This is a genomic window from Bradyrhizobium cosmicum, assembly GCF_032290525.1.
GTDB lineage: Bacteria > Pseudomonadota > Alphaproteobacteria > Rhizobiales > Xanthobacteraceae > Bradyrhizobium > Bradyrhizobium cosmicum_A.
Window position 1 is genome coordinate 45,867 of record NZ_JASXTA010000022.1, and the last position, 16,442, is coordinate 62,308.

At 56.5% G+C, this 16,442-nt stretch carries 6 protein-coding genes and 5 pseudogenes; 5 read left to right on the plus strand and 6 right to left on the minus strand.

What is annotated here, in order from left to right; all coding sequences use genetic code 11:
• Window positions 1–48: 48 nt before the first annotated feature.
• The 5 genes and pseudogenes from QSV46_RS31255 to nolL form a co-directional block, all read left to right on the plus strand.
• A pseudogene (locus QSV46_RS31255) lies at window positions 49–159 on the plus strand (ATP-binding protein); the annotation flags it as partial.
• Window positions 160–2,101: 1,942 nt separating this feature from the next.
• A complete protein-coding gene (locus QSV46_RS31260) occupies window positions 2,102–2,785 on the plus strand; it encodes a response regulator transcription factor (RefSeq protein WP_314960683.1) in 684 nt (227 codons plus the stop codon).
• Between the two features lie 90 nt (window positions 2,786–2,875).
• Window positions 2,876–3,265, plus strand: coding sequence for a response regulator transcription factor (locus QSV46_RS31265; protein ID WP_314960684.1), 390 nt, complete (start codon window positions 2,876–2,878; stop codon window positions 3,263–3,265).
• 971 nt (window positions 3,266–4,236) lie between these two features.
• Complete coding sequence (gene ectB, locus QSV46_RS31270) at window positions 4,237–5,499, plus strand: diaminobutyrate--2-oxoglutarate transaminase (protein ID WP_314960773.1); 1,263 nt, start codon at window positions 4,237–4,239, stop codon at window positions 5,497–5,499.
• Between the two features lie 916 nt (window positions 5,500–6,415).
• Window positions 6,416–7,537, plus strand: coding sequence for a nodulation factor fucose acetyltransferase NolL (gene nolL / locus QSV46_RS31275; RefSeq protein WP_314960686.1), 1,122 nt, complete (start codon window positions 6,416–6,418; stop codon window positions 7,535–7,537).
• A gap of 959 nt (window positions 7,538–8,496) precedes the next feature.
• Here the strand turns inward: nolL and panB are convergent.
• The 6 genes and pseudogenes from panB to QSV46_RS31305 form a co-directional block, all read right to left on the minus strand.
• On the minus strand, window positions 8,497–9,369 hold the full coding sequence (panB, locus tag QSV46_RS31280) for a 3-methyl-2-oxobutanoate hydroxymethyltransferase (protein WP_314960689.1): 873 nt from the start codon (window positions 9,367–9,369) through the stop codon (window positions 8,497–8,499).
• 849 nt (window positions 9,370–10,218) lie between these two features.
• Window positions 10,219–11,392, minus strand: a pseudogene (locus QSV46_RS31285) (aminotransferase class III-fold pyridoxal phosphate-dependent enzyme).
• A gap of 65 nt (window positions 11,393–11,457) precedes the next feature.
• Window positions 11,458–11,696 (minus strand): annotated as a pseudogene (locus QSV46_RS31290) (AAA family ATPase); the annotation flags it as partial.
• Window positions 11,663–12,744, minus strand: a pseudogene (locus QSV46_RS31295) (aminotransferase class I/II-fold pyridoxal phosphate-dependent enzyme); the annotation flags it as partial. The pseudogenes QSV46_RS31295 and QSV46_RS31290, both read right to left, overlap by 34 nt.
• 84 nt (window positions 12,745–12,828) lie before the next feature.
• Window positions 12,829–13,182: an aspartate 1-decarboxylase gene (gene panD / locus QSV46_RS31300; protein WP_314960692.1), complete on the minus strand. Its 354-nt coding sequence runs from the start codon at window positions 13,180–13,182 to the stop codon at window positions 12,829–12,831.
• Window positions 13,183–13,242: 60 nt separating this feature from the next.
• A pseudogene (locus QSV46_RS31305) lies at window positions 13,243–13,480 on the minus strand (biotin synthase); the annotation flags it as partial.
• Window positions 13,481–16,442 lie beyond the last annotated feature (2,962 nt).

Here is a 16,442-nt window from a genome sequence, read left to right on the forward strand (position 1 = left end):
ACGTCACAGCCTGATCGTGTCGATCCAGCCCAATCCCGCGCGCAGCCCATCGCCGACGCGATCCTCGATCGCCTCGTCCACAATGCCTACCGCATCGAACTCAAAGGAGAGAGCCTCAGAAAGCAGAAGCAAACCGCTCAAGATCAACCGGTCTCTTGACCTTCCCAGCCCTCAACGACAACATGAAATAGACCCATGCGAACGACGCCACGGGTGGCCGGCTTCAGATCGGAATACCCGGCCGGCTTCGAATTGGAATGCATGCCGGCTTCGTCGGAATCCGCAGTCTGAGGGTTGCAGCGCCTCCGGCTTTGGCGGAGTGGAAGGCAGCGAAGCCCATACCAACGGGACAAGCGCGGGAGCCGCAATCGCATCGAGAACCGCGTACAGGATTCACGATGCTCTCAGCGACGTTTGTCAGAGAGCTCCTCGGTACATTTGGCAGGGGACAGGCTAGAAATCCCGCTGACACGCGCAGTGCTGTTTTCGAGATCGATGTTCAGTCCTGGCGCCATTTTTGGAAGGCGCCGCGCAGTCATCAACTCTGAACCACAGCATCAAGGGCAGATCTACGAGCCATTGTGAGCGAAACCGCGCCCATAACTATTCTCATCATTCTGCTCTCATTGATGGAGTAACCGATCCGCGACAAAGACACTCCTGATGCGAACAAAGCGCCCGTACAGGCATCATTGATCGGAATGTCGCTCGCTGCGGTTCGCAGGAGGGCGACCGCCGCCCATGCGAAGCTGATAGATCCGAGAGATATCTCGCTGCTAAAATCGCTTCAAGCAAAGCGTAAACTATCCCAAAAGCGGTGGAAGATTATTGCAATTAAGATGAAGAACAGCGGAACGCCTCTTGTCGCCACGCGCACTGTGACAACATTTATCCAACCTCTGCCAACGAGAACTTTGCCGGATTGCCAATTCGATAGATCTACACCAGGATCGTACAACGTGACGCTAGGTACGAAGAAGCAGGGACTCACTACTACTCTGCCTTGCTGAGCGAGCCTCAGTTTTGCCACGCTGGTTGCTTCATTGGAGGCTGCATCACCACGGATGTACTGGCGATGTGGGCGAACCCGACGCACTTGTTCTCGACGGAGTGCGTCGGGCCGCCTTTAATGACCCGGCCTGGAGGCTTTATGCCCTTAGCGTATCGATGAGCTGGCAGGTCCGACAACGGCTTCAGGTTGACCGCTCGGGGCGAGTTTTGCCGTTCCTATGTAGGTCAAAGAGCTAATCTTCAACTCCAGGCTACCCGGTACGGCCCCCTGATGTCCGCCAATTCTGGTAGGAGAATGTTTCTTGGCTGGATCAGCGATTGTCTGGCTGATGCAGGAGAGCAAATGCAGCGGCCTTTTGCTGGTGAAGGAAGCAACGAGACGAACGAATGTGAGCGTTTCTCCGGCAGCTTGAGCTCGAGCATAATTTCCTACAAACATGATGACGGAAAGGACTTGAATCGCACCTTGCGTCAGGTTGTACGAAGCCGATGCAAGGTACTTTCCCCGAGCTCGCCAAGACCCAACTCACAGGCGCTCTGACGACGGAAAAGAAGTGTTCATGTGCTGATGCCGCTACTACTCGTTCTGGTTTCTATTTTCCTTAGTACGTGTACGATAGTCTACGCCGCTTGCCGATTGCAACGCCGACGGGATCGGCGCGTGCACAAGCACAATCGCGCCAATTCGCGCGCCTGCGTTCAACTACCAAGGCGCCGGGCATTCTGATCCTTCAGCCCCAAAATGAGTCGTCCGCTGCAGCCCCACTCGCGAAGGCCAGGCGACACGCGCCGCCGTGCTAAGCAAGCGCCTCAAGTCCTGGATTCGGTGCTTCTCGATCGGCTGTTCATCGATGTGATCGATGCCGCGGGGCCGGTCCAACGCGCCGGGGGATAGACGCGAAAGGCAGTTCTCGACCACTCGGGCGGTTTTTGCTAGACTTTCCTGTAATGGGTCACGCTGGCGCGAATGGCTAACCAATCACGCACCTCGAAATCTCAAAGATTTGCCTGCGCGAAAGGCTGCGCACCCAATCAAAGATGGTTGTTACGGGACAATTCTACTGTAAATCGTACAAACGAGGCTCTTATCGTGACCAAGCGCTCTGAACCGCGGAAGGAAGCCGCAAATGTCGTAGGGCCGGAGGTGAGGCCAAGCGTCCTCGTCGTCGACGATGACCTCTCAATGCGAGAATCCCTGGTCAACCTATTTCGTTCGATCGGTCTAGATGTCGTTGCTTACGGAACGGCCCAGGAACTGCTCCAGAGCGAGCTTCCTGATGTTCCTAGCTGCCTCGTGCTTGACATCAGGCTGCCGGGATCGAGCGGGCTTGAGCTCCAGAGTGAGTTAGCCAAACTGAAGATTCACATTCCCATCATTTTTATCACCGCTCATGGCGATATTCCGATGACCGTCAAAGCCATGAAGAGTGGAGCAATCGATTTTCTCAGCAAGCCGTTTCGCGATCAGGAACTGCTCGATGGTGTAGTCGCAGCTATCGAACAGGATCGGAAGAGGCGGGGTTTAGACAAGGTGATCGGGAGACTGCAGTCCTTGTTTGAGGCCCTAAGTCCACGAGAGCAGGATGTCTTGAAACTGGTCGCCGCCGGCCTGTTGAACAAACAGGTAGCCGCGGAACTCGGGCTAGCCGAGATTACAGTAAAAATCTATCGCGGGCACGTGATGAAGAAGATGGGCGCTCGATCGCTAGCCGATTTGATCAGGATGAGTGAGAGGCTGGGAATTGGCACCGACCGTTGCAGGGTACAAACCTAAGTATGATTTTACAATTTCATCGAACACGCGCACCCTTCAGTTGGCCGTCATGCTTCTGCCACCGCCTTCGTCCAACTAAAATGGGTCGTCTTGTCCAGGTATTCAACTGTTTCCGTTGTCGACGACGATCCTTCGATTCGTGCCGCACTGAACAACCTTTTGAAATCGCAGGGCCACGTCGTTCATACGTTTGCGTCGGCTGAGGACTTCTTGCGGTCGTCTCAATTGAAGAACACGTCCTGTGTCATTGCAGACGTGCAGATGCCCTCGATGAGCGGCTTTGAACTTTTGGAACAGATGCGGGCCCAGGGTCACGCCGCGCCATTCATCTTGATTACTGCCTTCGCGGATGATCGTACGCGAGCCCGCGCGTTGAGCGCCGGTGTAGCTGGCTTTTTCGCGAAACCCTTTGTCGGTCTGGAGTTGATAACGTGCCTCGATGAAGCGCTGCGCGAGCATCGTGGCGGAACGGACGCGTAAAAAGACGGGAAAGCAGCAGTCTCGACCCCACCGCGCGCCCTCCACTTACGATATCGATCAACGTGCCGCCGCCACTGCTGACCTCGTGCCGGTGGCGACCATAGCCTTTCCACCTTGCCGCATTCCTGTCGCTATTGTAGTACCTTCGGCCTCTCATCGAAGCACTTGCAAAGGCTCCTGACAAACACGCCACTGGCATGATCGCGTAATCAGACAAGGCGAGCCCCCCTCGCCCTAACAAAGCTGCGCACCAACGGCGATGCTGAGCTTAGGTCGAAAGTACCACGGCAGCGGCTTGCCAGGCAGGACATAGCCGAGAAGGATTTACCCGAGGCTTTTGCGAGTGCTCCAGAGAAGTCCGGCCCCCGGACTGTGGGAGGATGACGCGCCAATTACAGCGAAATCACGCAGCCCTTCAAGACGATTGCTGCATTCACAAAAGGCGGCAGGCCATGTTGAACGTGCGAGCGATCCGCAGTTTTCACCGCGAGATTCGAGCGTTCCACCCCCGTATCCTTCGGCGGGCTGAAGCACCCGAAACTTACGCATCCCTTGCAGCCGTAACACTGATGCTCCTGATCGATGCGATCTCAAGCCCGCCTTCGCTACCGAGGGGAGCGCGTCGGACCCTTTTGGGTCACCATGAAAGTTACTTCCATTCTTTCTCCTTCCAGATTCGTCCAAACGCAAGCTAACCGCACGGCGCGGCTAAGCAAGCCTGTCCGCGAAAGACGACCTTAGCCAGTGGCGTTCGCTGGATGCGGAGATACTACTAGACATAGTAGCTTTGTTCCGTACGATTCTCAGGTAAATCGTTGGAGCTGATTTTCAGACGCGCTACGCGCAACCCAAAGGACGTCGAGAGACGACGGTTTGACTCTCTTGTACGATGTTGGCCGCGCGCATGTTCGTCGGGCAGATTTTCTTGTCGAGGAGACGACCACATGGCTGGAGTACACGGGCCGCACAGAATGAAAACAGTCGAAACGCTAGAGTCGAATGTGCGCTCGTACTCACGTTCCTTTCCTGCTGTCTTCAGTCGGGCGCGCGGCTCGATTATGTTGACTGAGGGTGGCCGAAAGGTCATTGACTTTCTGTCCGGCGCTGGAGCGCTAAACTATGGCCACAACAATCAGGAGATCAAAGCAGCAATCAGCAAGTATCTGGAGTCGGACGGCGTCGTCCACGGCTTGGACATGGCCACTCCAGCAAAGGTCGAATTCATGGAGACCTTTAGCTCTGTCATCCTTCGTGAGCGGAACCTTTCCTACCGCTTTCAATTTACGGGGCCTACGGGAGCTAACGCTGTTGAAGCAGCCTTAAAGCTCTCGCGTAAGATCACAGGGCGTCACAACGTCATTTCTTTCACGAATGGATATCACGGCCACAGCTTGGGAGCGCTAGCTGCGAGCGGTAACCGCTTTTACCGCAAAGCCAGCAGCATTCCCTTATCCGGCACAACTTTCATGCCGTATGATGGGTATCTTGACTCCGCTGACAGTCCCGCGGATTACGTGCGAAAGGTATTAATGGACGAGAGCAGTGGTATTGACCTTCCCGCCGCCATTCTCGTCGAAACCGTGCAAGGAGAGGGAGGCATTAACGTCGCCGGTAAGGAATGGTTGCAGTCAATTCAGGCTTTGGCAAAAGAGGTCGGAGCTATTTTCATAGTTGACGATATCCAAATGGGCTGTGGTCGCACAGGCGAGTTCTTCAGTTTTGAGTTCGCTGCCTTGTCGCCAGACATTGTTGTGATGTCGAAATCGCTGAGTGGGTACGGCTTGCCGTTGTCGATGCTCTTGATCAAAGAAGCGATCGACGCATGGGAACCAGGCGAGCACAATGGAACGTTTCGAGGAAACAACCTTGCACTCGTTTCTGGCAAGGCGGCCTTGACCCTTTATTGGAGTAACCAGACTTTCTCGCAACAGGTCCAACGCTTGGGCGCATTTATGCGGCGTCGACTCGATGCTATCGCGCATCAGCACGGAAACAAGTTTGCTGTTCGTGGACGGGGTATGGCATGCGGCTTCGATTGCAAAACGACCGAGATCGCAGAGGCGACGTCACATAAAGCTTTTGCGAAGGGCTTGATTATCGAGCGATGCGGACCAAGGGATCAGGTTGTGAAGTTCTTGCCCGCACTTACGATCGACCAAGACACGTTGGGACAAGGCCTAGACATATTCGAGGAGTCGTTGACCGAAACGTTGAATTCCGCCCGAGGAAGCTAAATTTGTAGTCACACGAGAGGAACTGTTGCACGACAGCATCGCCGCACAAGTCACTGGCGCGAGTCCCTTCTTGTCGCCGAAACGTTAAGAATTTTCGAGCCATGATTATGGAGGTGGCGCCTGAACGCCAATGCTGTCTGTGATCCGCCGAGTCGGCTGATGCGCGAAGAACGCCTGCTGCCCTCCTTGGTCCACAACACTGGGTGCGAGCAGCACCTTTGACCATAGAAACCTCGCAATCGCGAGCGACTCTGGTCGAGCTGGTTCGCTATCAGTCATCCTGCGAGTACAATCCAACTAAGGCCCTCGCGGATGCACAGCACAGCAAGCCACGAGCTGCACTAACAGATGGCGCGACGAAAGTCGTCAAGGCACGCGCGGTTGACGGCGTCAGTTACACGATACCGAACAAGCCTCCCAATCAGAAAGGTCGGTCCTCGGCTTTTGCTCAAAAACTGCAGAGCACTTATCGGCGTGCGTCCGCAGCACGCTGCCGTAACCCCAATGTTGGCGTGCTCGAGTTCAGTTATCAGAAGCTCCCATTGGCGTGAGCACCTCGGCGTCAAACGAAAGTGACGGACCAAATCTCAACTATGCTAGCCCAACCGAGGAAGCCCGACGCATCTGCCGGGTCTGACATGCGTCGGGCCGAGTGGGAGACTGAGCGTGACAGTCTTCCTCCCACAAACGCGTCTGCAAGTAGCATGCCGCGCCCGTGCCGCTACAGCCGTGTCTCAAATTAGATATCTTGACTTTGCGACAAAGTTCCCCGAGTCATTCAGACATGCGCGGCCCACAGCTAGTTCTCGGAAGGCCTAACAAGCTGGGCCTATTCCCCTTCCCCTTTCGTTTGGAACAAAAATGAGGCAGAAGAAGCGGACAACGGGCCGCCGGCTCGTCAACAACAGATATTTAGATGTTTGATACATTGCTACCCGTCACTGGAACGATCGTCCCCAGTTCGCGCACGACAGAGGCATACGATCGAGACCTCAGTTTAGATTTCGCGAAAGGTGCACTCATTGTTTTGGTGATTGTTGGGCACCTGATCCAGCATGTCATCTACCGAGACGACGGGTTTTGGTATTCGCCGTACTACAAATCGATCTATATGTTTCACATGCCACTCTTTATGGCGATTAGCGGATATGTTTCTGCTCGGTCGCTGCTGCAAAAGCCGTTCACTCGAGCCGCTAGCGACCGTGCGAAGCAGCTCTTGCTGCCGATGCTGTTTTGGTGGGCAATAATGGAGACAGCTAAGTTAGCGGCGTTGTGGCGCGCGACCAACCTAACGAGCGGACTTTTGGAATTGGTAAACGGTCTCGCTGGCACATACTGGTTCATCTGGGCCACGTTTATTTCCTACCTTCTCCTCAAGATTTCTACCATGCTGACCCGCCGATCGTCGGTCATAATTGGCTCAGCCATACTGGTTGTGCTCGCGCCTGCGACATTCTCCATATCACCGCTGATCAGATTCACTTACCCGTTCTTCTGCGTCGGCTTCTTGCTTGCTCAATCGAGAGAACGATGGACGAGTGCATTGCGACATCACAAGCCGGTCCTGATTTTATTTCTCTTAATAGTGACCTGCGTATGCTTTCTAGCTTGGGGCAAGAGCACCTATGTCTACAACAATCTTGCGTTAATTCACGACTTTCGGTCAACTCAAGACGTGCTTCTGATGTTTGTTGGCTCTGCAGCTGCGTCAGCAATCGCTATCGAACTCCTGCTGCAATGCTGGCGCTTTGGCTATTCAAATCGAATGGCCCGCTTTATCGCTGTGGAATTGGGCCAGACCACGCTGCTGCTCTACCTGGTCCAGGGTACCGTGTTCCGTCTCATGGATTTCATACAATTCGGAGAACTCTGGGATCTCACGACTCGGTTGACCATCGCGGGTGTGCTCGGGGCCGCGATCATTGCGATCGCCCTAACGATCCGCTCGATCGTTCGAGGCGTTCCATATCTGTCTCAGCTCGTCCTTGGAATGCCAGCACGCTCAGGTCGCCCGCAAGCCAAACCTGCAATGAACTAGCTGTATCCATTTGATCGTTTGGGTACGGCAGGGTGCCGATAGCATCGACTTGTGACACCGTGAATAGCTTTCGAGCCCAGATCGGCGGCGTGCCGCCGTCGAGGCGATGATCGGCATAAGAGCAACACCATCGAGCGTGTATTGCTCTCGGTTGTATGGGACCGGCGAACTCAGCCCATTGCCGTCCATCCAAATACGGTCGAGTGTCGTGAGATTAGCTTCGCTGTACCAGTCGTCTAGCCGCCAGTTTTCGACCCAGATCGAGCCAATCCATTCACACTCAGCAAGATGGTTCTTCGACTGCCGTACTGAACCCGAGACCGCCCAGTCGTTCGAATCTCCGCCTAGACCCGCAGCTGCCCGAAGTAAAAGGCCCTCGGCAACCACCAGGCCGTTCTTGTTCGATGAGATGGCGATCCGATGGCTCATCGCGAGCCTGTCGGCTTCTCACGTCTCGGAACGGCGACAAGGGGAAGATTAGATTCACGACCAGGCGGCGCACGACCGCGATTGTTGATCCCTTTTGTCCGATGCATGCGACAATGGCTGCACGATGGAACAGCTTGCACACTTACTTTGCGCCGCCGCGAAAGTGCAAGCATGCAGAGGCTTCGCGGGTTCGCCGGTTCGAGGAGGTCTCAAATAAAGCCGGACAAGTCTCCCGTCATCTGGCGCAGAGGCGAACCCGCCCGCTTCGCGGCACGGCTTCTCACCGTTTGGGAAGTCACGAGACCATCTGCCGAGATCCTCGTTTGGTCTCAACTGAGGCGGGGTGCGAGGAAAGTGCTCACTAACGGTGATAACGGAAGTCGTCGAGCTTTCGGCCAGGGCTAGATGACGATTGTGCGGCCAACCTATCGTCGCAGCGGATCCCGCCTCGTTATCGGACTGGCGCTCCTCTGCAAGGGCGCCGCGCAGTTCCCCGACCGTCCTTGCTCGTTTGCATGTCGGACCTTGCACTAGCTTGACTTGGGAGGCGTCCAGTTCGCGATCGCCCCGCGCAAGCCGTCCGGAACCCGATATGACTCCTGCGCCGCAGGGAATGCTCCGCTACGGACATCAGCTGCCCAGCGCGAGAGGCCCTCCTGCAGCAGCTGATGGCCCTCTACGTAGACACGCACAAATTTTGGATAATGGCTTCCTGCGAGCCCCAACACGTCGTGGAATACGAGAACCTGGCCTGAGCAACTTGGACCCGCTCCGATCCCAATCGTTGGTATGGTCAGAGATTCAGTCGCTCGGGCAGCGAGCTCAGCCGGGATACCTTCGAGGACAAGAGCAAAGCATCCGGCCTGCTGTAGCTGGTGCGCATCGTCAAGCAGACGTAGGGCATCGTCCGCGTTCCGACCTTGCACCTTGAAGCCACCCATTGCGTTGACGCTTTGGGGCGTGAGACCAAGATGGCCCATCACGGGAATTTCGCAATTCACCAAGGCTCGGATCATCTCGACACGCTTCCCCCCTCCCTCAAGCTTGACGGCGTCGGCGCCACGCTGCAGGAAGCCTCCAGCGTTGCGTATCGTGTCGTCGGGACTGAGATGAAAGCTGAGAAACGGCATGTCCGCTACAAGCATGGCCCGAGGCCTTGTCCGCGCGACCGCCTCCAGGTGGTGATTCATCATCGCCATGCTGACCGGTAAAGTGTCATCAAACCCAAGGCATACGTTGCCGACGCTATCGCCAACAAGAATGGCGTCGACCACAGGATCGGCGATGCGTGCCGTTACCGCATCATAAGCCGTGGTCATGACGATGGCGCGCCTTTCCTCTTTGAATCGTTGCAGAATTGGAATCGTGACGCGCTCAACTGACAGCTGCGAAATGTGACTCATGTTCGATCTGACCCGGCCTGCATGTCTGTGGAAATGGCTTTCCCCTGGAAGAGTAAATGGTCTCTGTCAATAGGGAGGCCGAAAAGGCACGTCACCGCGAAGTTGGAAAGCACAAAATTTCAATGATTGCGCGATCAGCAAACAAAAACTCTTTCAAGACGTTCCTCTGCGATGTGGTTCTGGCACTCCACCCTCCAAACATTCTGCGACTCAAAACGGCGGCCTGGAGACGATGCACGCACGCGGCAACAGTGAACGTCCTTGTAAAGCTCCGATCTACGTGTCAAAGCCCACGTTAAGGCGGCATGTCCATTTCGTATGGCTGCTGATTGGCTTATGGCGCCAAAACCGCGGCTGCGGCGGACTGCGGGCACATTCCTAAGCGACCGTGATCCAGGCGAGCGAAATAAAAAGATGCAATAGCGCTCGCAAGGTTGCCGCACACTCGAGAACGCGGATGACGTGTCCACCATCTTCGCGTGCGTCGCCTCTTGATAAGGACCGCCGTCCAGGCCGATCTCCTCCAATCGAAATGACGAACGGCCTTTTGCAACAGGCCGCCACCATTGGACGCATAACTTCATCACCTCCTGGCAACTTCGCGCAGGCGTCCATACTGATCAACCGGTACCCGATCGCCATGACGCGATCGGATTGAAAACGAACACACGGCCACGCTGTGGACCGGCCGGCGAAGCCCGCGGTCTCCCGGCCGGCCGCACCCATTGCAGGGTGCGAGGCAACAATCGTCCATTTCGTAGGCGGTCTATGGCAAGGCTCTCTCAGTCGTTCGAGAGGCGCACGGCAGCTCAGACTCCTGGATCTTGCCCTCCCGCGCGCGTCTTCAGGTCAGCGGATCGCCAGCGTCGCAGACGCCTCATATATTTCGGCCAGGTCTCCTGCTATTACGCAATACGGCGGCATCATGTAAATCGTATTACCGAATGGACGCATCAAGAGATTAACGGCGTGAAGCTTCGGACCGAGGCCTGCGAGATGGCCGGTCTCTCTCTCGTCTCCAGATCGAGTGCTGTGATTGTGCCGCACGGCGAACATTTGCAAAGCGCGGATCGGCGCGGAATGCCTTATTGCCAGCTCTCTGATGGTTGCGAACGCAGCGATGCGCGGTGACTTTCCTGGTCTTTCCACAAACGACAGGTTAGCCTTGGCGGGGGCATGGGCGACCGGCTTTGCCTATACGAACTCGAGTGAAAGAATGTGCGTGTACGGTCATTTGAATAATGAGCATCGAAAATCTCTGCCCGGCAGAGTGTCACGGCGAGCGGCAGCGCGCCTCCCGTGAGACCTTTCGAATAGCACGCTATATCTGGCACGTCATTGGCGTGCTCACAGGCGACGAATATTCCGGTGCGGCCTAAGCCCGGCCTCATCGGCAATCAACAGCTGTCCGACGCCTCGCAGATCCGCTTCATCTCTCTTAGCTTCAAAGCCTGGTACATCAACATTCCGCCTGCCCCTGATACCAGAGGCTCGACGATAAAGGCCGCGGGATTTTCATTCCGACATGCTGACTCAAGCGCATCAAGCGTCGCTCGCTCACGACCGCTCGCAGAGAACGGGATTGAGGTCACGTCGAACGGGAAAGGGCCGTACGCCGCGTTGAAGACACCGCGGGCCCCAACTGAGATCGCAAGGTGTCGCCCCGATAGGAGTGTTGAATGACAACGATGCGTGTTCGCTGTTCGCCTGTATTTTGCCAATAGCCGAGTGCCATCTTCAAAGGCGACTTCCACGCTGGCTGAGCTACTATGCGAGTAGAAAACATGTTCGACGCCGCGGAGGTGCGAGGTTCAAAAGGAGCCGAGCGACCTCTTCAGCCGGATCGTGCGTGTGGCCGGCGAAAATAATTTGGTTCAGCTTGCCGGCCTGTTCTTCTGAATCGCGCTCACGATTTGCGGATGGCGATGGCCGTGGGTGACGACCCACCAGGATGAGATTGCATTTGTGATTCGATGGGCGCAGTGTAGAGATAAGCACCGTCGCCACGCACAATTTTGGTCATTTCGTTGTCAAGAGCATGCTGCGTGAATGGATGCCAAATTGGCTACCTCTTGTTTGGCATCAAGGCTAGAAATCGCCGGGGATAAACGAGCTCTTGAAGACAGCCTGCAGGCTGTCTGCCGTCAGAGGAGAAATCCAGGGAAGCCGTCCTAACCAACGCACCCGCGTGATGTCACACAAACTGCGCTCTCAGTTTCAGAATTTCTTTCCCCGATGAATGCGATCCCAAGAAGTTCGATCTGGCGCTTTCGTAAGGCCTCTATCGACAGCAGAGAGTGATTGATGGTCCCGAGTTGCGTGCGGGCGCCGGCACCGTTGGCGGTCTGATTCCTCGGATGTCAAATCCTCGAGCCTGTAGCGCGGGGGCTCGCCTCATGGCGGGCATTCTCGCCAACGATATAGGGCAGGATCAGCGAGTTCGAAGGACTGCTCTCGCTTCGCGCAACGATCTCCCAATGCGTGAACGCGACAAGCTTCGCCAGCCGCTGTTGCCGCTCCGGCTCTTCCTGCAAGATCAACAAAGTCTCCCATGCGGCCAATGCGATTTAACCGCCCAGGGGCGGTCGCGAAAATAAACGGGCAACAGCACTTGACTATGAAGTCGCGCAGCACGCCAGAGGCGGTGACAAGCGCCCCGGCAGCTCCTAGCCCTTTGCAGCGGCTATGAACAACGAGGAGATTTTCCCGTCCTTCATAGGGCGCTGTGAGACCTCGTCCTTGCTCGCCGCCAACACTGGTGGCATCCCTCTCATCCACGACCAAGAACACATCGTGCCGGTCCGCGATCGCGAGCAAATCTTCAAGCGGTGCGGAATCGCCATCCATGCTGTAGAGGTTCTCGACTACGATCCAGACCTGCCCGGCTCCGCCCGCGGCACGCCAGTCGCGAATTTCGCTCTCTATAGCCTGCGGGTCCTTATGGGCGCAGATTCTGAAAGCGGCTCGGCCAGCCCGCGCCCCTTCATGAGTACTGGCGTGGACCAGAGACTCAATGACAAGCAGGTCGTGCCGTTGCGGCAGCCCTGTCAGCACTGTAAAACTTGCGAAATAGCCACCGCCGAAGAAACGCGCGGTCTGCGCCCCGAAGAACCGCGCTGCTTCTGCCGCGCGGCATTCGTGCCCCTCGTAGTTGCCGCGCAGAAGCCGTGATCCGCCGGCTCCGATCGGAGTACCGGCTTCCAGCGCGGTCAGAATGGCCGTTTTCACGCGCAGCGCGCCCGCCAGCGCCAGATCATCGCTTGATGAAAAGTTGGTTCCGATGCGCGGCATGATATCGCGCAGGCGATCGTTTTCTTTAAGCGCTTCCAAGCCTGCTACATAGCTGGCCGATTCAGCGGCAATGACGGAACTCATTCTTCACTCTCTGAGCAACGACGGAGGCCGCAAAACTCCAACTAGCGGCGAAGAACAGGGCCTTCCCGCGTTGGCCGTTTGAATTCAAACCGGCAGGATGCGATTTTCTCGATCAACCAGCACAATGCGCGGCCGGAAGATCTTTGCATCCTCCTCGTCAAATGACGCGTATGCGACGATGTTTATCTTATCTCCGGGCATCGCCAGTCGGGCCGCCGCACCGTTCACGTCTACGGTGCCGGATCCTTGCGGCGCTTCTGTCACAAACGTTGCAAAGCGTGCCCCCGTCTCAAGATTGTAGAGTTCGACGCGTTCGTTGATCAGGATACCGGCCGCGTCCAGGAGCCCGCGATCAATCGAGATCGAGCCTTCATAGTGCAGGTCGGCTTCAGTTACCGAGGCGCAATGAATCGTTCCCTTCATCAAGACAATCTGCATTTTTCACCTACGCTGATCGCTTGCGCGCAGCACCTCTATTGGTTTGACAACCTAAGCGAAGTCCACGTTGTGATTGTAAAAGGCGAGACCGGCGTCGGCGAGCCGCGGCTTGCTTTGGAGTGGGCATGCCGCGCGTTACGCACGTCTCCATGACAACACGTTTAATGGTGGCAATCGCGTCGCAGACCTCGAGATCGCGGTCCTTTGGACTGCGCCAGGCCGCGGCCATGCAGAAGCGAGTCGCCCCGGCGGCCTTGGCGTGCTGTGCGGCGGCGACCACATTTGCGCGATCCATCAAGACTTTCGCTCAACCATATTGACGACACCATCGTGCGTAGCTCCGCAACCCAACACTCTTGCCCGGTATTAAACGAGAATTATCGCCGAGTTGCGGCGGGATGGCGCTCATATCAGGCTCATAGCCGCCTCTGGCGCAGGATTCCCTCGCAGCATCGAGGAACCCGCAACAACACTCCTCGGCGCTCCTCACTCAGGCAGCTAGCCGATGCGTACCGTGGTTGCGCTCCATAGGATCCTTTCCTGATACTAATGTGTTTGACCGCACGCCATGTATACCGGATCTACAGACCTGCACTATTCGTCCTCCGGCAGATTCCTCGCTGGCGTGGTTATGCACGTCGCATTCCGCTCAATAGACGGCGTTCAAACGAGCCGCTTGTGCGTGCGCTGCCTCGCGCTGCCTTCAGGAGCGCAGCCGGGGGCTCTGGGGCGCAGAGTGGTGACCCGCACGTCCTTGGCGGGCCTGTGCACCATTAGGTCACTAGGCTCTATCGACGGTGTGTGTAGGAGCAGCAGAGTCCTTTGCCGCCGCTCGACTTAAACACCGCCGCGGCGAAATCCGTTGGGAGACCGCACTCATCTGCCCAAACAGAGTTGCCGCTTGAGACGGCCCGAGCCCGACGATGCCCGCGAGGCTGCCGGAGGCATCGAAATGACCTGACGTATCGGCCTCCAGAGATGCAGCCGACAGCGACTATTGTCGACATACTGCGAGCGAGGAGGTTGCAGCAGCATGACGCATTCTTCCTGATCCCAAACAGGTCTTTGACGAGGCACATTTCGTCCCAGCTTGGAGATCGCCGTCGCGCCGACACCGAGACCTGCTTTCATCCCGGACGGACGAAGCCGATAATCTTGAGGTGAGAAGACCCCTGCACGAAGAAGTGAGCGGAAGGACCAAAACCCGGTGCGGTGGCTAATCGGCCATCGCCGATGCACCCTGCTTCGAGTCTTTCTACAATTTGCTTCCTCACGCCTTCCTCCTTCCTTCGGCCGATAGAGTTGACGCCGGCACCGCTCGTGTCCTCCGACTGATATATCGAGCGGTGCCAGCCCATCATGGGCAGTCCCAAATACTCCTGATCGTCTGCACCGACTTATCTGGATAAAGAACATCGGTTCTGTCCGGAATCATCCACCGGAGAGTCTGTAGTGGTTGGTCTTTCGACTATAATTTTTGCTTGGATTTTCTCGTCATGCGTGACTTCGTGGCGGACTTGCCTCACGCTGACGATCCGCGCAGACGTCTACGATGGTTCGGCTACGCAAGCCTGCCAGCAGGAGCTTCTGCTCGCCGCTTCGCTTAATCCGCAACTTTATGGCGTTGAGCTATCCGTGTTTGGTCCAAGATGCTAGAGCTCGACTGAAGCGCCTCACAGCCACAAATGGCGGCGGAAGCCAATTCGTGTGGCATGATCCGGCGAACCGGCTACTTTGTCCCCAAAGACACGTCGCCGGCTTCAGCAGATGATGCAAAGCGACGCCGATGCTTCGTCAGTTCGTCGAGCGAGAGGCTTGTAATTTCGCGCTTGCGACGATCAGACGGTTGGCTTTCATCTCATTCCTTCCCATCTCCAGCGGTTCGCCAGCCTGCCGCCTGAGACACCGTCAATGCGTCATCTAAGTGGCCGACCACCCTGCCTCACAAGCGACACGGCCAGAGGCTCGGATGCGCTGACCGCACGTTTGAGCAGCCCCGCTCATTGCCGTAGCCGATCAGGGCGTTTGCCCTAGAGCCGTCCGACGGCGAGGCTTGCGCTGCGATCACAACGCCTTGCCCTTCGATGCAACCGTTCGTTCCGCCCGGGATCAGAACTACCCGTCAACCTCATTTCTTTGCCGCACCTCCGCGCGGCGAGCCAGCTTATCATATTCCTTGGCGATCCTGAGGAGCCTGCGTCTGGATGTGTCGTCCTTGAGCGACTCCGCTTTTACTCGCGTCGCTTCCGCACGGCCTCGCCAATGTTTGGCGTCGGAGAATGGCTTCTTCTGCTTCATGCAAAAGACGATGCAGTTTTTAGATCAAGAAAATACGACACATGCCCTACGTAGTATCCCGTAGGTTGGCGCTATCGCTGAAGGACCTCATTTGCCGTCATCTGCCGGCCGCTCTGTCAATGTCTAAGATGCGACAAGCCACTCGCAATAAACGCAAGCGCGTCGAGTAAGCTCCACTGCGGTCCTCTTGGTTGAGAACGCGCGCTTGGAAACACCAATGATAGTGGAGATTGGACTCATTGGTGGTTCGCGTCAGATCCCGCGCCAATTGCGCGACTCTCGACATAAGGGCTTGAATCGAACGTAGCGTCAGATTGTAAGGTCTTCAATGCAGCTGGCGACTGCGCCTCGCCGTACAACAGCTTCCGGGCGACCAATTGGGAATGTGTCATTCAGAGCTCAGATTGCAGAAGCCCGTGATGCCTCGAAACGCCTCGGTGAGGTAACCTCGGAGATTCGTTGCAAGATCTTGCGATGAAACGGGGAGTGCAGGAGAGCCGGATGCCAAGATCGGAGCAGCATCGCCGCTATTGCTCGTGGCGGAGGTCGCCTTCCGGAGATCAGCGCTTCGCTGCTCAGAGTGGAATGGAAGTTGGATGCCATAGAGGTGGTCATGATCCACCTACCGCGAACCTGCAAATGGCTTGCTCGCGCCGAAACGGAGCAGCTGTAGGCATACACGTTGGCACAGTGCTTGGTACGCATCATCCTCCTATCGCGCGATCTTCGTCATGCCTGGCTGCAATGATCGTACGAGAGCTGGTCGGATTATGAGTAGGCTCACAGCTTGCTGAGAAATCTTAGGAGGGTTCAGGCCTTAGAGATTACCAATGCCTCCTCGATATACGCATCGAAAGCTTAAGGAGCCCGACTGCATGCCTGCCTCATTCGGGGCCCAACGACCGTCCCTTCGAACGGGTCGCATGTCCGAGGCGGCCATCTGATGGCCTGGCTCGCCGCGC